This window comes from Curtobacterium sp. 18060 (assembly GCF_902706105.1).
Classification (GTDB): domain Bacteria; phylum Actinomycetota; class Actinomycetes; order Actinomycetales; family Microbacteriaceae; genus Curtobacterium.
In genome coordinates, this window is sequence record NZ_CACSJV010000003.1 from 51,431 (window position 1) to 69,857 (window position 18,427).

Below are 18,427 nucleotides of genomic sequence, written 5' to 3' on the forward strand. Positions count from 1 at the left end.
GGCCTCAGCGCAGGCCGGAGCCGACGCGGACCGCGCCGACCGGCACGCCACCGCCGAGCACCTGCTCACCCGTCGCCGCCAGGACATCGGCCACGCCGTCGGCACCCACCAGCCCGTTCCGCTGCAGCAGGGTCAGCGCTGCGAGGGTGCCTGCACGCTGCGACCCGTCCAGCACCTTCACCGCGACCGCGGCCCCACCGGGCAGCCCCATCACCATGACGCCCTCGGCACCGAGCTTCGCCAGGACCTGCAACCGCTCGATCGTGACGGTGTTGGCCCGACCGACCCCGTCGATCGCCCACGGGTGCGCCAGGACGGCGTCGGTCAGTGCCGCGGAGTCGTCGTCGGCCCGAGCGACGACACCGGCGAACCCGCGTGCCAGTCCGGTCAGTGTGAGCGGGAACACAGGGGCGCCGCAGCCGTCGGTGCCGACCAGGTCGACCGTCTCGTGCGTGTACTCCTCGACCACCGAGCGGACCCGCTGCTGCATCGGGTGCTCGATGTCCAGGTACGTCGCCTCGTCCCACCCGTTGACGCGGCAGGCGGCGAGCATGCCGGCGTGCTTGCCCGAGCAGTTCATCGCCAGGCGCCGGGGGCCGTCCATCGTCCTTCCGGTGGCTCGGTCGAAGGGCATGTCCGGCGGGCACCCGAGGTCGGCTTCGACGTGGTCGAACGACTCGAGCATGTGCAGCGCGAGGGCCTGGTGCGCGGGGGTGCCGGCGTGGCTCGCGGTGGTCAGGACGAGTTCCTCGTCGGAGAACCGGGCACCGGCTCGGCGGACGGCCAGGGCCTGGAACGGCTTCATCGTCGAGCGCGGGTAGATGCTGGCGGCGACGTCGCCGACCGAGTCGACCACGGCACCTGCGGAGTCGACCACGACCCCGGCGCCGATGTGCCGGCTCTCGTCGAACCCCGACCGGTCGAGGACCGCGAGTTCGACCGACCCGTCGGCGGTGAGAGGATGGCGATCAGTGCGGACTTCGTGGCTCACCGTCATGCCGCCATGCTAGCCAGGGCGGACGACCGCCAGTGACGCCGACGAAGGGGCAGCACCCGTGCAGGACCACACCTACGAGGTCTCCGTCAGCTGGACGGGAGACCGAGGCACCGGTACCTCCGGCTACCGCGACTACGGGCGCGAGCACGTGGTCTCGGCGGTCGGCAAGCCCGACGTGGCCGGCTCGGCCGACCCCACGTTCCGCGGTGACCGCGACCGCTGGAACCCGGAGGAACTCGTCGTCGCCGCGTTGGCCCAGTGCCACATGCTCAGCTACCTGCACGTCGCGGTGACCCAGGGCTTCACCGTCGTCGACTACCGCGACACGGCCACGGCATCGCTGAACCTGAACCGCGACGGCTCGGGCGAGCTCACCGGGGCGACGCTGCACCCGGTCGTGACGATCCTCGAGGCGGACCGGGTCGCCGACGCCGAAGCCGCCCACGCCACGGCCAACCAGCTGTGCTTCATCGCCCGGTCGGTGTCGTTCCCGGTGCACCACGAGGCCGAGACCGTCGTCCGTGCTGCGACATTGGCAGGGGACTCTTCAACGGGTGGGGCAGACTAGGTTCCCGTGAAGCGTCTGCGCCTGCTCCCGATCGCCCTCGTCCCCGCCGTCGTGCTGGGACTCGCCGCCTGCTCCGGCTCCGGCTCGGACGGGTCCACGGCCTCGCCGACCCCGACCGCCAGCGCGACCGCCTCGGCGATCACGTCCTGCCCGGACCCCGGCAAGTCCTCCGACGCGATCCGCGCGATCGGCTCGTTCGGCGGTACGAAGGCCCCGACGGTGAAGTTCACGGCCGGCCTCTCGGCGAAGAAGCCGCAGGCCACGAAGCTCGTGTCCGGCAAGGGCGCGTCGCTCGACGAGGGCGACTACGCCCAGGTGTCGTACACGGTCTACGAGGCCAAGGACGCCAAGAAGCTCGGCACCGTCGGCTTCGACGAGGGCAACCCGCAGGTCCTGTCCGTCGGCGGCTCGGGCTTCGGAGCCCTGCTCGCGTGCTCGAAGGTCGGCGACCGTGTGGCCGCCGTGGGCCAGTCGTCGGCACTCGGCTTCAACACCGGTGGCGAGATCGTGGTCGTCGCCGACGTCGTCGCGCAGACCCCCACCAAGGCGAACGGCACCCCGAAGGACCAGGACCCGGCACTGCCGACGGTCACGGACAAGTCGAGCGGCGAGCCGGAGATCACGATCCCCGACGGCGTGAAGGCCCCGACGAAGACGACGGTCGAGGTCCTCAAGCAGGGCAACGGCGCCGCCATCGCCGACGGCGACACCGCCCTCGTGCAGTACAAGGGCGTCGTCTACGACACCGGCAAGGAGTTCGACTCCTCGTGGTCGAAGGGCGCCCCGACGACCTTCACGGTCTCCGAGAGCGCACTCATCAAGGGCTTCGTCACCGGGCTCGTCGGCCAGAAGGTCGGCTCCCAGGTGCTGATCGTCGCGACGCCGGAGGACGCCTACGGCGCGAACCCGCAGGAGGGCTCGGGCATCCCGAAGAACGCCACCCTGGTCTTCGTGGTCGACATCCTCGCGAAGGGCTGACCGTGGCCCGGCGCCGCATCGTCGTCCTCGGCAGCACCGGCTCGATCGGCACGCAGGCGCTCGACGTCGTCGCCCGCAACCCGGACCGGTTCGAGGTCGTCGGTCTGACCGCCGGCAGCAACCGTGACCTCGTCGTCGAACAGGCTGCCCGGTTCGGCGTCCGCGACACGGCGTTCGGGGCGCAGGACTCCGAACGGCTCGTCCGCAACGTCGAGGCGGACGTCGTCCTGAACGGCATCACGGGGTCGGTCGGCCTCGGGCCGACGCTCGCGGTGCTCGAGACCGGTGCCACCCTGGCGCTCGCCAACAAGGAGAGCCTCATCGTGGGCGGCTCCCTGGTGCAGCGGGCTGCTGCACCGGGCCAGATCGTCCCGGTGGACAGCGAGCACTCGGCGATCGCGCAGGCGCTCCGCTCCGGTGCCGACACCGAGGTGCAGCGGCTCGTGCTGACGGCGAGCGGCGGTCCGTTCCGCGGCCGCACCCGCGAGCAGCTCCGCGACGTCACCCCGGCGCAGGCGCTGGCGCACCCCACGTGGGACATGGGCCTCGTCGTCACGACGAACTCCGCCACGCTCGTCAACAAGGGACTCGAGGTCATCGAGGCGCACCTGCTCTTCGGCGTGCCGTACGACCGCATCGAGGTCACGGTGCACGCGCAGTCGATCGTGCACTCGATGGTCGAGTTCGTCGACGGCTCCACCATCGCGCAGGCCTCGCCGCCGGACATGCGTCTGCCGATCGCGCTCGGCCTGGCGTGGCCGGACCGCGTGCCCGGGGTCGGCGTGCCGCTCGACTGGACCACGGCGAGCACCTGGACCTTCGAGCCGCTCGACGCCGACGCGTTCGGCGCCGTCGCCCTCGCGAAGCGTGTCGGTGAACTCGGCGGGACCTTCCCGGCCGTGTTCAACGCGGCGAACGAGCAGGCCGTGGCCGCGTTCCACGCGGGCGCCATCGGCTTCCTCGACATCGTCGACACGGTCGAGCGCGTCGTCGAGGAGCACACCGCGGGGGAGCCGTCACTCGACGGCGTGCTCGCTGCGGAGCACTGGGCCCGCGCCGCGGCGGACCGCGCGCTGACCCGCTGACGCGATCCGCGCCTCCCGTCGGTCGCATGGTCACCACGTGACGGACGGGGCCCACACCGCCGGTTCCGGCGCGACGCGCCAGCGGCGGGACGGCCGTGCCGGTGGGGAGAAGCTCAGATCACCTCCCAGACGGCGCTCGGCTCCGTCATGGCAAGCGTCCCGTACCCTTTCCCGGTGACCGTCGAATCCGTCCTGCTCTTCGTCCTCGGCGTGGTCGTCTTCATCATCGGCCTGCTGGTCTCGATCGGACTCCACGAGCTGGGGCACCTGTCCTTCGCGAAGCTGTTCAACGTCAAGGTGACGCAGTACTCGCTGGGGTTCGGCAAGGCCATGTGGTCGTTCAAGCGGGGTGAGACCGAGTACGGCATCCGCCCGATCCTGCTCGGCGGCTACATCTCGATGGTCGGCATGCTCAAGCCGCGCGCCTCCGGCCGCCCGAGTGCGATCACGAACACCGGCATGTACGGCGCGTTCGTGCAGGACGCCCGTCAGGCCAGCGCGGAGCAGATCGCGGACTCCGGCGGCGACGACTCCCGCGCCTTCTACCGGCTGACCCCGTGGAAGCGCATCATCGTGATGGTCGCTGGCCCCGCGATGAACCTGGTGATCGGGATCGTCCTGTTCGGCGTGCTGTTGTGTGGCTTCGGGTCGCCGACCACGACGTTCACGTCGAGCGTCGACTGCGTCCTGCCGACCAGCCAGACGACCGAGTGCACCTCGGGCGATGCGGAGTCGCCGGCGAAGCAGGCCGGCATCGCGTCGGGCGACGTCGTGCTCTCGGTGAACGGTGAGCAGGACCCGACCATCGCGCGCGTCTCCGAGGTCTTCCAGAAGTCGGCCGGCGAGCAGGTGACGGTCGTCGTCGAGCGTGACGGTGCCCGGAAGACGCTCGAGATCACCCCGACGACCGCCACCCGCGACGTCTACGACGCCGAGGGCAAGGTCGTCACGAACGACGACGGCACGACGAAGACCCAGCGGGTCGGTGTGGTGGGCGTCAGCATCGGGCAGTCGCTCGTGCGGCAGTCGCCGGCCGAGGTGCTGCCCGCGACGGGTGCGCAGATCTCCGCGTCGGCGCACCTGATCATCGATCTGCCGCAGCGGCTGGTCGCCGTCTGGAACGCGGCGTTCGGCGCGCAGGAGCGGTCGCAGGACAGCCCCGTGTCGGTCGTCGGTGTCGGCCGAGCGATCGGCGAGGTCTCGTCGATGAGCGGCGTGCCGGTGGTCGACAAGGCGTACACGATCCTGGGGCTGCTGGCCTCGCTGAACATCGGCCTGTTCGTGCTGAACATGGTGCCGCTGCTGCCGCTCGACGGCGGGCACATCGCCGGCGCCCTGTGGGAGGCGATCAAGCGACGGGCCTTCAAGCTCGTCGGCAAGGCGGACCCGGGCCCCATCGACCTGGCGAAGACGATGCCGCTCACGATGGTCGTCGTGGTGCTGTTGGCGGGGATGAGCGCGCTGCTGATCTACGCCGACATCGTGCGGCCCGTGAACCTGTTCGGGTAGTCGCTGCGGCGCTACGCTCAGCGGATGAGCACAGCGCCCACGAACTCCGGGCCCACCACCGCCGCGCCCGAGGTCCGCACCGTCGAGCGGCAGGGTCTCGACGTCATTGCCGAGTCCGACCGCAAGGGCACCCCGCGGGGACTGTTCTGGCCGTGGTTCGCGGCGAACATCTCCGTCCTCGGCATCGCCTACGGATCGTTCGTCGTCGGGTTCGGGATCTCCTTCTGGCAGGCCACCATCGTCTCGGTCGTCGGGGTGGTGTTCTCGTTCCTGCTGTGCGGCGTCGTCGCGATCGCCGGCAAACGCGGGTCGGCGCCGACGATGGTGCTGAGCCGTGCGGCCTTCGGGGTCCGCGGCAACCGGGTGCCCTCGTTCCTCAGCTGGATCCTCACCGTCGGGTGGGAGACCGCCCTCGCCGCGCTGGCGGTCCTCGCGACCTCGACGGTCTTCACCGAGCTCGGCTGGGACGGCGGGGTGCTGACGAAGGTCGTCGCCCTCGTCGTGGTCGCCGCGCTCGTGGTCGGGGCCGGCGTCGCGGGCTTCGACGTCATCATGCGCCTGCAGACCTGGATCACGGTGATCACCGCTGTGCTGACGGTCGTCTACGTGGTGCTCGCGGTGCCGTCCATCGACTTCGGCGCGATCGCGGCGCTGCCGACGGGCAGCAGCCAGCAGTTCATCGGTGCGCTCGTGCTGGTGATGACCGGGTTCGGCCTCGGCTGGGTGAACGCCGCTGCCGACTACTCGCGGTACCTGCCGCGGTCGTCGTCCACCGGGGGAGTCGTCGGGTGGACGACCTTCGGCGGGGCGCTCGCACCGGCCGTCCTCGTGGTCTTCGGTGTCCTGCTCGCCGGTTCGTCGCCGGACCTGAACGCCGCGATCGGTGCCGACCCGATCGGTGCCCTCACGTCGATCCTGCCGGTGTGGTTCCTCATCCCGTTCGCCCTCGTCGCGATCCTCGGGCTCGTCGGCGGCGCGGTGCTCGACATCTACTCGTCGGGCCTCGCGCTGCTGAGCGTCGGCGTGAAGATCCCACGGCCGGTCGCCGCCGGGGTGGACGGCGTGTTCATGGTGGCGGGTGCGATCTACATCGCCTTCTTCGCGACGGACTTCGTCGGCCCGTTCCAGGCGTTCCTCATCACCCTCGGCGTCCCGATCGCCGCCTGGGCCGGCATCTTCGTCGCCGACGTCCTGCTGCGGCGCACGGCCTACGCGGAATCCGAACTCGACGACCGTCGCGGCCGCTACGGCGACGTCCGGTGGGGCGCGATCGCCCTGGTCGCGGTCGGCACGGCGCTCGGGTGGGGCCTCGTCACGCTGGCGTCACCGGCGTGGCTGTCGTGGCAGGGCTACCTGCTCGGGCCGTTCGGCCTCGGCGGACGCGACGGCGCCTGGGCCTACGCGAACCTCGGCGTGCTGGTCGCGCTCGTCGTCGGGTTCCTCGGCACCCTGCTGTTCGCCCGGGGCTCCGTCCGGCGCCAGGAAGCACAGCGGTGAGCACGGGCGTCCCCGACGACGCCTGGCTCGTCGTCATCGACATGCAGCAGGTCTTCACGGGGGAGTCCCCGTGGGCGGCGCCGCGGTACGACCACGCCGGAGTCGGCATCGAGCGTCTGCTGCCCCGGTTCACCGGACGCACGGTGTTCACCCGGTTCGTCGCGCCCCAGCGCCCGCAGGGCGCCTGGGTGCCGTACTACCGCGAGTGGCCCTTCGCCCTCGTGCCGGACGCCGCCCCGCTGTACGCGCTGACCGAGCCCTTCGCGAGTGCGGCAGGGGACCGCAACGACCCCGTCGTGACCGAGCCGACGTTCGGCAAGTGGGGGACGGGCCTCCAGGCCGTCGTCGGCGGCCACCCGCACCTGGTGCTCACGGGCGTGTCGACCGACTGCTGCGTGCTGTCGACCGCCCTGGCGGCGGCGGACGCCGGAGCGACCGTGACGGTCGTCGCGGACGCCTGCGCCGGGGCGAGCGACGCGGACCACGAGCGGGCGCTCGACGCGATGCGGCTGTACGCGCCGCTCATCACCGTGGTGGACAGCGCCGCTCGGCTCTGAGCGTCCGGTGTGACCGGGCCGGGACGCTCGGAGCGAGCGCGTAGAGTGCTCACGTGCCCGCTGTGAACCTCGGTATGCCCAAGTCGCCCGAAACCCTCGCCCCCCGACGCAAGTCGCGCCAGATCCGGGTCGGCAAGGTGCTCGTGGGCGGCGACGCTCCGGTGTCCGTGCAGTCGATGACCACGACCCCGACGACGAACATCAACGCGACGCTGCAGCAGATCGCCGAGCTCACGGCCTCGGGCTGCGACATCGTCCGGGTTGCCGTGCCGACGCAGGAAGACGCCGACGCGCTGCCGATCATCGCGAAGAAGTCGCAGATCCCGGTCATCGCCGACATCCACTTCCAGCCGAAGTACGTGTTCCAGGCGATCGACGCCGGCTGCGCCGCGGTCCGCGTGAACCCGGGCAACATCCGCAAGTTCGACGACCAGGTCGGTGCGATCGCCGCCGCGGCGAAGGCCGCAGGCGTGTCGCTCCGCATCGGCGTCAACGCCGGGTCGCTCGAGCCGAGCCTGCTGCAGAAGTACGGCAAGGCCACACCCGAGGCGCTCGTCGAGTCCGCCGTGTGGGAAGCCAGCCTGTTCGAGGAGCACGACTTCCACGACTTCAAGATCTCGGTCAAGCACAACGACCCGATCGTCATGGTCAAGGCCTACCGCCAGCTCGCCGCCGCCGGTGACTGGCCGCTGCACCTCGGCGTGACCGAGGCTGGCCCCGAGTTCCAGGGCACCATCAAGAGCGCCACCGCGTTCGGCATCCTGCTGGCCGAGGGGATCGGCGACACCATCCGCGTGTCCCTGTCCGCGCCGCCCGCGCAAGAGGTCAAGGTCGGCCTGCAGATCCTGCAGTCGCTCAACCTGCGCGAACGCAAGCTCGAGATCGTCTCGTGCCCGAGCTGCGGCCGGGCCCAGGTCGACGTCTACCAGCTGGCGAACGACGTCACCAAGGGCCTCGAGGGCATGTCCGTCCCCCTGCGCGTCGCCGTCATGGGCTGCGTCGTGAACGGCCCCGGCGAAGCCCGCGAGGCCGACCTCGGCGTGGCGTCGGGCAACGGCAAGGGCCAGATCTTCGTCAAGGGCAAGGTCGTCAAGACGGTGCCGGAGCACGAGATCGTGCAGACCCTCATCGCCGAGGCGAACCGCATCGCCGACGAGATGGGGCCGGAGGCCGCGCTCGGCACCCCCGAGGTCATCACCACCCCGTAGCGCGCGCTCCGGCACGGTGCGGATTCCGCCACTGTGTGCCGGGTTGACGGCTCGGTGCGGGGTCAGCGGGCGGCACGGTGCGGCTGAGGCCGCACCGGTCGGCGAACCTCGCACGGTGCGCGTCCGCGCACGACGAGCATCGCGGCGTGCCGGACGGGAGGCCCGTGGCGGCCTCGCAGCGAGCGTCCCGTCCGCACTGTGCGGACTTCGCGAACCCGTGACGGGAAAGCAGTCCGGTGCGCGCTTGTGACACCGCACGATGCGGCCTGCGCCGCACCGTGCGGCGAACCGCGCACGGTGCGCGCCCGCCCTGACCTCGCACCGTGCGGCGAACCTCGCACGGTGTGCCCCCTCCCGTGCCGCGCCGTCGGCGCACGCCGCTAGGCTGGCCCCGTGGTCACACGGCTTTCGCATCTGTTCCTCCGTACGCTCCGCGACGACCCCTCCGACGCCGAGGTGACGAGCCACAAGCTGCTCGTCCGCGCCGGGTACGTCCGTCGCCAGTCCCCGGGGATCTTCGCCTGGCTGCCGCTCGGTCTCCGGGTGCGCGCCAAGATCGAGGGGATCATCCGCGACGAGATGGTCGCTGCCGGTGCGCAGGAAGTGCTGCTGCCGGCGCTGCTGCCGCGCGAGCCGTACGAGGCGACGAACCGCTGGACCGAGTACGGCGACGGCATGTTCCGCCTGCAGGACCGCAAGGGCTCCGACTACCTGCTCGCCCCCACGCACGAAGAGATGTTCGCGCTGCTGGTGAAGGACCTGTACTCGTCGTACAAGGACCTCCCCGTCACGCTGTTCCAGATCCAGGACAAGTACCGCGACGAAGCACGCCCGCGCGCGGGTCTGCTGCGCGGTCGCGAGTTCACCATGAAGGACGCGTACTCGTTCGACCTCACCGACGAGGGCCTCGAGCGCAGCTACCAGGTCATGCGCGACGCGTACGAGAAGATCTTCGCCCGCCTCGGCCTCGAGTACGTCATCGTCAAGGCGGACGCCGGCGCGATGGGCGGCTCCAAGTCGGAGGAGTTCCTGCACCCGATCGCCGTGGGCGAGGACACCTTCGTCCGCAGCGCCAACGGCTACGCGGCGAACGTCGAGGCCTACGTCACGCCCGTGCCCGCGTCCCTGCCGATCGAGGGCCAGCCCGACGCGGTGCTCCTGCCGTCGTCGGACACCCCGACGATCGACACGCTCGTCGCCCACGCGAACGAGGTCGCCCCGCGCGACGGCGCGCCGTGGACCGCCGCGGACACGCTGAAGAACGTCGTTCTCGCCCTCACGCACCTGGACGGCACGCGCGAGGTCGTGGTCGTCGGGCTCCCCGGTGACCGCGACGTCGACCTGAAGCGCGCCGAGGTGGCGTTCGCCCCGGCCGAGGTCGAAGCCGCAGGCGACGACGACTTCAAGAAGCACAAGGGCCTGGTCAAGGGCTACATCGGTCCGCAGGTCCTCGGCGCAGAGAGCGCCACGGGCATCCGGTACTTCGTCGACCCGCGCGTGGTCGACGGCACCGCCTGGGTCACCGGCGCCAACGAGCGCGGCGTGCACGTCTCCGGCCTGGTCGCCGGCCGTGACTTCGTGGCCGACGGTGTCGCCGAGGTCTCGGACGTCCGCGCGGGGGACCCGTCGCCCGACGGCTCGGGTCCGCTCGAGACCGCCCGCGGCATGGAGATCGGGCACGTCTTCCAGCTCGGCCGCAAGTACGCCGAGGCCCTGGGCCTCAAGGTGCAGGACGAGAACGGCAAGCTCGCGACCGTCACGATGGGCTCGTACGGCATCGGCGTGACGCGCATCCTGGCGATCCTGGCCGAGGCGCACAACGACGACAAGGGCCTGGCCTGGCCGAAGAACGTCGCACCGTTCGACGTGCACATCGTCGCCACCGGCCGTGACCAGGTCGCCTACGAGCTGGCGACGTCGATCGTCGCCGAGCTCGAGGGTGAGCGGTTCGACGTGCTCTACGACGACCGTCCGAAGGTGTCGCCCGGCGTCAAGCTCCGCGACGCCGAGCTGCTCGGCATGCCGATCGTGGTCGTCGCCGGCCGCGGCGCCGCCGACGGCGTCGTCGAGCTGTGGAACCGTGCCAGCGGCGAACGCCGCGACGTGCCGGTCGCCGAGCTGCTCGACGCGGTCCGCGCGATCTAGACGCCACCAGGAGACGGACGGGAGGCCCGGTGCCAGCTGGCACCGGGCCTCCCGTCCGTCTCGACTCGGGTCCGCGAGCCGCAGTGCGGTACGCTTGTGGCCGACTTCTGCGACGGTTCCATCCGCAGGAGCGACTCATCTGAATACGGAGGCACCTCGGTGAAGATCGATCTCGCAGTCCTGCGACTCATGGAGCGCGAGCGGGAGATCCCGTTCGACGAACTGGTCCAGATCATCGAATCTGCCATCCTGACCGCCTACCAGAAGCACGCCGAAGAGAACGGCGAGCCGGCCCACGCGCAGTCGCGTGTCGAGCTCGACCGCAAGTCCGGCGAGGTCAGTGTCTACGTCCCCGAGCTCGACGACGAGGGCACCGTCATCGGTGAAGCCGTCGACCAGCCGAGCGACTTCGGTCGCATCGCGGCCTTCGCGGCGAAGCAGGTCATCAACCAGCGCCTGCGCGACATCGGTGACGACAAGATCCTCGGCGAGTTCCGCGGCAAGGAAGGCGACATCGTCGCCGGTGTGGTCCAGCAGGGCCCGAACCCGCGCATGGTGATGGTCGACCTCGGCACGGTCGAGGCGATCCTGCCGCCCGAGGAGCAGGTGCCGGGCGAGTCCTACGCGCACGGTTCGCGCATCCGCGTGTACGTGACGAGCGTCGCCCGCGGCAACAAGGGTCCGCAGATCACGGTGTCGCGCACGCACCCGGGCCTGGTCCGGAAGCTCTTCGCCCTCGAGGTGCCGGAGATCGCCTTGGGCGTCGTCGAGATCACGTCGCTCGCGCGCGAAGCCGGTCACCGCACGAAGATCGCGGTCAAGGCGAACGAGCCCGGCGTCAACGCGAAGGGTGCCTGCATCGGCGAGCTGGGCGCGCGCGTGCGTGCGGTCACCAACGAGCTGGGTGCCGAGAAGGTCGACATCGTGGACTGGTCCCCGGACCTGTCGGCGTTCGTCGCGAGCGCCCTGTCGCCGGCCAAGGTGACCAGCGCCTTCGTGCTCGACGCGTCGACCAAGGCCGTCCGCGCACTCGTGCCGGACTACCAGCTGTCGCTCGCGATCGGCAAGGAAGGGCAGAACGCCCGACTGGCTGCCAAGCTCACCGGGGCCCGGATCGACATCCAGCCGGACTCCATCCTGGACGGCGACGACTAGGCGATTTCGCCGCCGGCGTGCCCAGAAGGGCGCGCCGGATCGCGGACGTCCGAGGCAAGGAGTAGAGTGGTTCCCGTCAGAACGTGCATCGGCAGTCGTCGTCGCGCTTCCCGATCCTCACTCCTCCGAGTCGTCGCCCTGAGCGATGGCCGCGTCGTGGCGGATCCGAAGGCAGTCATGCCGGGCCGGGGAGCATGGCTCACACCGACCGTCGATGCCTACGATCTGGCCGTCAAGCGCAGGGCTTTCCGCCGTGCGCTCCGGTTGGATCGCGATCCCGACACGTCCGCGGTGCTCGACCACATCGTCGGCCTCTCACGAGCGTCGACCGAGCGCCCGGACATGACAGAACAGGCTGAACGGCTTATGGACAACTGATGAGCGGCTCGAAATGAGACCCGTCATCCATTGAGTCCTGCCCTTTACGGGGTGGGACCCGTGAAGGAGAACAGTGGCTAAACCACGCGTACACGAGATCGCAAGCGAACTCGGCGTCGACAGCAAGACCGCACTCGAGAAGCTCAAGGAGCTCGGCGAGTTCGTCCGGGGTGCCAGCTCGAGCATCGAGCCCCCCGTTGCCCGGAAGCTCCGTGCCGCCCTGCAGGCGGACGGTGTCCCGGCATCCAAGCCCGCAGCCTCGGCCCCCGCGCCGAGCACGCCGGCCAAGAGCAGCACGCCCGCGTCCGGCGCGCCGAAGCCCGGTGGCCCGCGCCCCGGCCCGGTCCGTCCGGCACCCGCACCGGAGCCCGAGGTCCCGGCAGCACCTGCTGCCGAGGACGTCCCGGCGCCGGCCGCACCGAAGTCCGTCGCCCAGCGACAGGCCGAGGCCGAGGCCGCACAGAAGGCCCGTGCCGAGAAGGCCGCCGCCGAGCAGCAGGCTGCCACGCAGCCGGCCGACTCGACCGGTGACGAGCCGAAGACCGACGCGGTGAAGCCTGGCTCGAGTGCCAAGCCCGCCGCTGCCGGCCCGAAGCCCGGTGGCCCGAAGCCCGGCGCACGTCCGGGCAACAACCCCTACGCGTCGAACCAGGGCATGGGCTCGCGCCCGCCGCGCCCCGGCAACAACCCCTTCGCCTCGAACCAGGGCATGGGCCAGCGCCCCGCCGCTGGTGCCGGTGGAGCGGGCATCCCGCGTCCGCAGCCCCCGCGTCCCGGCGTCCCGCGTCCGGGTGCACCGCGTCCGGGTGGACCCGGTCAGGCGAACCGTCCCAACGGCTTCGGGCAGCGCCCGGGCCAGGGTGGCGGTCGTGGCGGCCCCGGTGGCGCCCGTCCGGGTGCCGGCGGCGGTGCCGGTGGCGGCTTCCCGCGTCCGGCCTTCAGCGGCCCGCGTCCCGCCGGTGGCGGTGGCCGTGGTCGTGGCCCCGGTGGTGGTACCGCCGGTGCGTTCGGTCGCGGTGGCGGCAAGAGCCGTGCCCGCAAGTCGAAGCGGACGAAGCGCGCCGAGTACGAGATGCGTCAGGCCCCGTCGCTCGGCGGTGTGCAGGTCCCTCGTGGCGACGGCAACACGGTCGTCCGACTCCGTCGCGGTGCGAGCATCTCGGACTTCGCGGACAAGATCGACGCCATGCCCGGCAACCTGGTCACGGTGCTGTTCCACCTCGGTGAGATGGCGACCGCGACCGAGTCGCTGGACGAGGCCACGTTCGAGGTCCTCGGTGACGAGCTGGGCTACAAGATCCAGATCGTCTCGCCCGAGGACGAGGACAAGGAGCTCCTCGAGGGCTTCGACATCGACATCGATGCCGAGTACGCCGACGAGGACGACTCCGTCCTGCAGGTCCGTCCCCCCGTCGTGACCGTCATGGGTCACGTCGACCACGGTAAGACGCGACTGCTCGACGCGATCCGGAACTCGAAGGTCGTCGAGGGTGAAGCCGGTGGCATCACCCAGCACATCGGTGCGTACCAGATCGTCACCGAGCACGAGGGCATCGAGCGTCCGATCACGTTCATCGACACCCCGGGTCACGAGGCCTTCACGGCCATGCGTGCTCGTGGTGCGCAGGTCACCGACATCGCGATCCTCGTGGTCGCGGCGGACGACGGCATCATGCCCCAGACGATCGAGGCGCTGAACCACGCGCAGTCGGCCAACGTGCCGATCGTGGTCGCGGTGAACAAGATCGACAAGGAAGGCGCGAACCCGGCCAAGGTCCGCCAGCAGCTCACCGAGTACAACCTGGTGGCGGAGGAGTACGGCGGAGACGTCATGTTCGTCGACGTCTCGGCTCGGCAGAACATCGGCATCCAGGACCTCCTGGACGCCGTGCTGCTCACCGCTGACGCCGGGCTCGACCTGCGTGCGAACCCCGACAAGGACGCCCGCGGCGTCGCGATCGAAGCACGGCTCGACAAGGGCCGTGGTGCGGTGGCGACCGTCCTCATCCAGTCCGGAACGCTGCACGTCGGCGACGCCATCGTGGCGGGCACGGCCTACGGCCGCGTCCGTGCGATGACCGACGAGAACGGTGTCGCGGTCAAGGCCGCCACGCCGAGCCGCCCGGTCCAGGTGCAGGGTCTGTCCTCGGTGCCCCGCGCCGGTGACACGTTCCTCGTCACCGAAGAGGACCGCACGGCACGTCAGATCGCCGAGAAGCGTGAAGCCGCCGAGCGCAACGCCCAGCTGGCCAAGGCCCGCAAGCGCATCTCGCTCGAGGACTTCACCCGTGCACTCGAAGAGGGCAAGGTCGACTCGCTCAACCTCATCATCAAGGGTGACGTCTCCGGTGCCGTCGAGGCACTCGAGCAGTCGCTCCTGGACATCGAGGTCGACGACAGCGTCCAGCTCCGCATCCTCCACCGCGGTGTCGGTGCGATCACGGAGTCGGACATCGACCTCGCCACGATCGACAACGCCATCGTGGTCGGCTTCAACGTCCGTCCGGACGTCAAGGCCCGCGAGCGTGCGGCGCGCGAAGGCATCGACGTGCGCTTCTACTCGGTCATCTACAACGCACTCGACGACATCGAGCAGTCCCTCAAGGGCATGCTCAAGCCCGAGTACGAAGAGGTCCAGTCCGGTGTCGCCGAGATCCGCGAGGTCTTCAGCTCCTCGAAGTTCGGCAACATCGCGGGTGTCATCGTCCGCTCCGGCACGATCACGCGCAACGCCAAGGCGCGCGTCATCCGTGACGGTGTGGTCCTGGCCGACGGACTGGCGATCGAGTCGCTCCGTCGCTTCAAGGACGACGTCACCGAGGTCCGCACGGACTTCGAGGCCGGTATCGGTCTCGGCAAGTTCAACGATCTCCAGATCGGTGACGAGATCGAGACCACCGAGCTCGTCGAGAAGCCGCGCGACTGATCGTGTGACTACCCTGGGCCCCGGCCTCCCTTCGCGGGAGGTCGGGGCCCGACCCCTTTCCACGCAGAACCACCGGCGGGAAACGTCCCGCCACTGCCTCAGGAGGCACCCATGGCCGATCCGCAGCGCGCACGCAAGATGGCGGACCGCATCAAGGAAGTCGTCGCACGCCGTCTCGACAAGGGTCTGCGCGACCCGCGTCTCGGGTTCGTGACGATCACCGACGTCCGCGTGACCGGAGACCTGCAGCACGCATCGGTCTTCTACACCGTGTACGGCACCGACGAGGAGCGCGCCGACTCCGCCGCGGCACTCAAGGCCGCGACCGGCATGCTCCGCTCCGAGGTCGGCAAGAACATCACGGCGCGGCTCACCCCGTCGCTCGAGTTCATCGCCGACGCACTGCCGGAGACCTCGGCGCACATGGAGGACCTGCTCGTGCAGGCCCAGGTGCGTGACGAGCAGGTGCGAGCTGCGTCGGTCGGTGCGACGTTCGCCGGCGACGCCGACCCGTACAAGCACGACGAGGACGAGGACGACGAGTCCGACGACGAGCAGGACGTGGCGCGGGCGTAGCCCGACGAGCGTCCGAGCGCCCCGCTGCACCGTGTGCGGCGGGGCGCTCGTGCGTCGTGCCTGGCGGAGACGTCAGGCGTCCGGCAGCCGGTACCCGGTGGTGTCGTCGCCGACGGCCAGCCCGTCGCGCAGGAGCGACGCGAGTGCTCGGTCCCGCTGCTCGGCGTCCGGCCAGACCGGTTCGATCTCCGACCGGGCGACCGGCACGTCGCTCGCGCGCAGCTCGGCCATGATCAGCCCGCGCACCTGCCGGTCGCTGCCGGCGAACTTCGCCTGCTTCGGGGCGCGTGGCCCGTCGTGTTCGGGGTACCCGGCCGCACGCCAGGCGCAGCGGTCCGCGATCGGGCACGCGTCGCACGCGGGGGAGCGGGCGACGCACACGAGCGCTCCGAGCTCCATCACCGCCGCGTTCGTCGCAGCGGCGTCGTCGCGGTCGGCTGGCAGCACGGACTCCATCAGGGGCAGGTCGTCCTTGGCCTTCGCCGGCCCGGGCTCGCCCTGGCCGAGGAGCGCGCGCTTCAGGACCCGCCGCACGTTGACGTCGACGACCGGGTGCCGGTCGCCGTACGCGAACACGGCGACGGCCCGTGCCGTGTAGTCGCCGATCCCCGGCAGCGCGAGCAGCGCCTCGACGTCCCGTGGGACGACGTTGCCGTGCTCGGTGGCGATCACCGTGGCCGCCGCGTGCAGCGCGAGCGCGCGTCTCGGGTAGCCGAGCCGGTCCCAGGCACGCACCGCGTCCGCCGGGGGCGACGCCGCCAGGTCCGCAGGCGTCGGCCACCGGGTGAGCCACGCCTCCAGTCGGGGGATCACGCGCGAGACCTGCGTCTGCTGCAGCATGATCTCGCTGACCAGGGTGCCCCACGCGGGGAAGCCGGGGCGACGCCACGGCAGGTCGCGGGCCTCCTGTCGGAACCAGGTGGTCAACGGGGTCGCGATGTCGGGGACGCTCGCGTTCTCCACATCCGGCTGGGAGGCACTGCTCGCGTTCACCACGACAGCCTACGGTGGACGCATGGCACGCTGGGCACCCGAAGAGACCGACACGATGGCCGCGATCGCTGCTGAGGTGATCGCGCAGGTCGGCACGAACCGGACCGTGATCGGCATCGACGGGCAGGACGGCACCGATCTCGAACACGTCGCCGCCACGCTGGTGGCCGGCTTCGAGCAGCACGGGGTGTCCGCGATGGCCGCGACGGCGCCGTCCACCGATCCCGACACGCTGCGCGACGAAGTGGTCGCGCCGTTCCGCACCACCGGCGCCGGTGACGGCGTGTTGGTCGTGCACGGGCACGGGCTGCTGGCTCCGGGTGTCCGTGGGCTCTGGCGCTGGTCGCTGTGGGTCGAGCAGGAAGCCGGCCGGCTCGAACGTCGGGCGGACGTCAAGATCGCCGCCTCCGCCGTCCTCGACGTCACCGATCCCGAGCACCCTCGTCGCGAGTGGAACGACGCCTGCTGACCGGCGCTGGTAATCTCCTCTGGTGCTCGAAACCGTGCCGGACGGCATCCTCCTCGTCGACAAACCGCAGGGGATCTCCAGCCACCGCGTCGTGTCGATCGCCCGCCGCCGCCTCGGTCTGAAGAAGGTCGGCCACGCGGGGACCCTCGACCCGATGGCGACCGGGCTGCTGCTCCTGGGGATCGGGCACTCCACCCGGTTGCTCACCCACCTGGTGGGCCTCGGCAAGACCTACACCGCCACCATCCGGCTCGGCGTGTCCACGGACTCCGACGACGCCGACGGCACCCCGACCGCCGCGACCGGCATCGCCGCAGCGGACGTCTCGGACGAGTCCGTCGAACGTGCCGTCGCCCTGCAGCGCGGCACGATCGACCAGGTCCCGTCCACCGTCAGCGCGATCAAGGTCGACGGGCGCCGCGCGTACGACCTGGCGCGCAAGGGTGAGACCGTCGAGCTGAAGTCCCGCACGGTCACCGTCTCGCGGTTCGACGTCACCGGCCGGAACGACCGCACCGTCACGGTCGACGGTGCCGAGGTGGCGGTCGTCGACCTCGACGTCGTCGTGACCTGCTCGTCCGGCACGTACGTCCGGGCTCTCGCACGCGACGTCGGCGCTGCCCTCGGCACCGGCGCGCACCTCACCGCGCTCCGCCGCACCCAGGTCGGTCCGTTCGACGTGGCCGACGCGATCGACCTCGAGGACGACGCCGTCGACGTCCGCGCGGCGCTCGCTCGTCCCGCTGACGTGGCACGCCGGTTGTTCTCGTCGGTGTCGCTCGACGCGGCCGCGGCGAAGGACCTGACCGACGGCAAGCGCGTCGCAGCCGACCACCCCGACTCGGACGAACCGGTGGCTGCCGTGGCCGTCGACGACGACCGCCTCGTCGGCCTGGTCTCGGTCCGGCGCGGACTGCTCCGGGTCATCACGAACTTCCCGGCGCCGGCTGCTCCGGCGTCGCAGAACGGGGCGCACGCGTGATCGAGTGGTTCATGTGGGTCCAGCTCGTCGTCGCGGTCCTGGCCGGGCTGTTCGCCGTCGTGGTCGGCTTCATCGGCTGGAAGCCGAACGACTACACCGTGGGGTCCCTCGCGCTCATCGAGGTCCTGCTCCTGGTGCAGGGCGTCATCTCGATCGTGCTGCCCGCGACGGGCAGCCCGCCGGACGGCAACGCCCTCGAGTTCGGGGTCTACGCCGTGTCGGTGCTCCTGGTGCCGCCGGCGACCATCGTCTGGGCGCTCGTGGACCGCACGAAGTGGAGCACCGTCGTCCTCGGCGCCGGCGCCTTCACCGTCGCGGTCATGATCTACCGGATGTACCAGATCTGGTTCGCCCTGAACTGACGCCGAGCGTCATGGTGGTCCGCGCACGTCGGTAGAATCGGT

General features: G+C 70.8%; 17 protein-coding genes. 15 read left to right on the forward strand and 2 right to left on the reverse strand.

What is annotated here, in order from left to right; all coding sequences use genetic code 11:
* Positions 1 to 4: 4 nt before the first annotated feature.
* Positions 5 to 997 carry an asparaginase gene (locus GVL05_RS02740; RefSeq protein ID WP_159571126.1) on the reverse strand — a complete coding sequence of 331 codons (993 nt, stop codon included), beginning with the start codon at positions 995 to 997 and terminating at the stop codon, positions 5 to 7.
* A 58-nt stretch (positions 998 to 1,055) separates the two neighbouring features.
* Between GVL05_RS02740 and GVL05_RS02745 the strand changes: the two genes are divergently transcribed.
* The 12 genes from GVL05_RS02745 (at position 1,056) to rbfA (ending at position 15,579) form a co-directional block, all read left to right on the forward strand.
* Positions 1,056 to 1,565, forward strand: a complete 510-nt coding sequence (locus GVL05_RS02745) for an OsmC family protein (RefSeq protein WP_159571128.1) — start codon at positions 1,056 to 1,058, stop codon at positions 1,563 to 1,565.
* A gap of 6 nt (positions 1,566 to 1,571) precedes the next feature.
* Positions 1,572 to 2,543, forward strand: a complete 972-nt coding sequence (locus GVL05_RS02750; RefSeq protein WP_159571130.1) for an FKBP-type peptidyl-prolyl cis-trans isomerase — start codon at positions 1,572 to 1,574, stop codon at positions 2,541 to 2,543.
* Positions 2,544 to 2,545: 2 nt separating this feature from the next.
* Positions 2,546 to 3,628: a 1-deoxy-D-xylulose-5-phosphate reductoisomerase gene (gene dxr / locus GVL05_RS02755; protein WP_159571132.1), complete on the forward strand. Its 1,083-nt coding sequence runs from the start codon at positions 2,546 to 2,548 to the stop codon at positions 3,626 to 3,628.
* Positions 3,629 to 3,802: 174 nt separating this feature from the next.
* Positions 3,803 to 5,137: an RIP metalloprotease gene (locus tag GVL05_RS02760; protein ID WP_200849140.1), complete on the forward strand. Its 1,335-nt coding sequence runs from the start codon at positions 3,803 to 3,805 to the stop codon at positions 5,135 to 5,137.
* A 24-nt stretch (positions 5,138 to 5,161) separates the two neighbouring features.
* Positions 5,162 to 6,634 (forward strand): cytosine permease, encoded by a 1,473-nt coding sequence (locus GVL05_RS02765; protein ID WP_123339730.1) that lies wholly within the window; start codon positions 5,162 to 5,164, stop codon positions 6,632 to 6,634.
* On the forward strand, positions 6,631 to 7,191 hold the full coding sequence (locus GVL05_RS02770) for a cysteine hydrolase family protein (protein WP_159571136.1): 561 nt from the start codon (positions 6,631 to 6,633) through the stop codon (positions 7,189 to 7,191). Before GVL05_RS02765 ends, GVL05_RS02770 begins: the two co-directional genes overlap by 4 nt.
* Before the next feature lie 74 nt (positions 7,192 to 7,265).
* Positions 7,266 to 8,399 carry a flavodoxin-dependent (E)-4-hydroxy-3-methylbut-2-enyl-diphosphate synthase gene (gene ispG / locus GVL05_RS02775; RefSeq protein ID WP_123938104.1) on the forward strand — a complete coding sequence of 378 codons (1,134 nt, stop codon included), beginning with the start codon at positions 7,266 to 7,268 and terminating at the stop codon, positions 8,397 to 8,399.
* A gap of 393 nt (positions 8,400 to 8,792) precedes the next feature.
* Positions 8,793 to 10,544, forward strand: a complete 1,752-nt coding sequence (locus GVL05_RS02780; RefSeq protein WP_123937785.1) for a proline--tRNA ligase — start codon at positions 8,793 to 8,795, stop codon at positions 10,542 to 10,544.
* Between the two features lie 159 nt (positions 10,545 to 10,703).
* A complete protein-coding gene (gene nusA, locus GVL05_RS02785; protein ID WP_159571138.1) occupies positions 10,704 to 11,699 on the forward strand; it encodes a transcription termination factor NusA in 996 nt (331 codons plus the stop codon).
* Between the two features lie 66 nt (positions 11,700 to 11,765).
* Entirely contained in the window at positions 11,766 to 12,077 is a 312-nt protein-coding gene (locus GVL05_RS02790) for a YlxR family protein (RefSeq protein WP_111083891.1), read from the forward strand.
* 73 nt (positions 12,078 to 12,150) lie between these two features.
* Entirely contained in the window at positions 12,151 to 15,003 is a 2,853-nt protein-coding gene (gene infB / locus GVL05_RS02795) for a translation initiation factor IF-2 (protein ID WP_159571140.1), read from the forward strand.
* 111 nt (positions 15,004 to 15,114) lie between these two features.
* Positions 15,115 to 15,579, forward strand: coding sequence for a 30S ribosome-binding factor RbfA (gene rbfA, locus GVL05_RS02800; protein ID WP_123294301.1), 465 nt, complete (start codon positions 15,115 to 15,117; stop codon positions 15,577 to 15,579).
* Positions 15,580 to 15,651: 72 nt separating this feature from the next.
* Here the strand turns inward: rbfA and GVL05_RS02805 are convergent, their stop codons facing one another.
* Positions 15,652 to 16,506 carry an A/G-specific adenine glycosylase gene (locus GVL05_RS02805; RefSeq protein WP_194672624.1) on the reverse strand — a complete coding sequence of 285 codons (855 nt, stop codon included), beginning with the start codon at positions 16,504 to 16,506 and terminating at the stop codon, positions 15,652 to 15,654.
* A gap of 88 nt (positions 16,507 to 16,594) precedes the next feature.
* Between GVL05_RS02805 and GVL05_RS02810 the strand changes: the two genes are divergently transcribed.
* Genes GVL05_RS02810 through GVL05_RS02820 form a run of 3 tightly spaced genes read left to right on the forward strand, consistent with a single transcriptional unit; the run spans position 16,595 to position 18,385 of the window.
* Entirely contained in the window at positions 16,595 to 17,041 is a 447-nt protein-coding gene (locus tag GVL05_RS02810) for a hypothetical protein (protein ID WP_159571142.1), read from the forward strand.
* A 22-nt stretch (positions 17,042 to 17,063) separates the two neighbouring features.
* Entirely contained in the window at positions 17,064 to 18,023 is a 960-nt protein-coding gene (gene truB, locus GVL05_RS02815) for a tRNA pseudouridine(55) synthase TruB (RefSeq protein WP_131920066.1), read from the forward strand.
* Positions 18,020 to 18,385: a hypothetical protein gene (locus GVL05_RS02820; protein WP_123937787.1), complete on the forward strand. Its 366-nt coding sequence runs from the start codon at positions 18,020 to 18,022 to the stop codon at positions 18,383 to 18,385. Before truB ends, GVL05_RS02820 begins: the two co-directional genes overlap by 4 nt.
* The last annotated feature ends 42 nt before the right edge of the window (positions 18,386 to 18,427 follow it).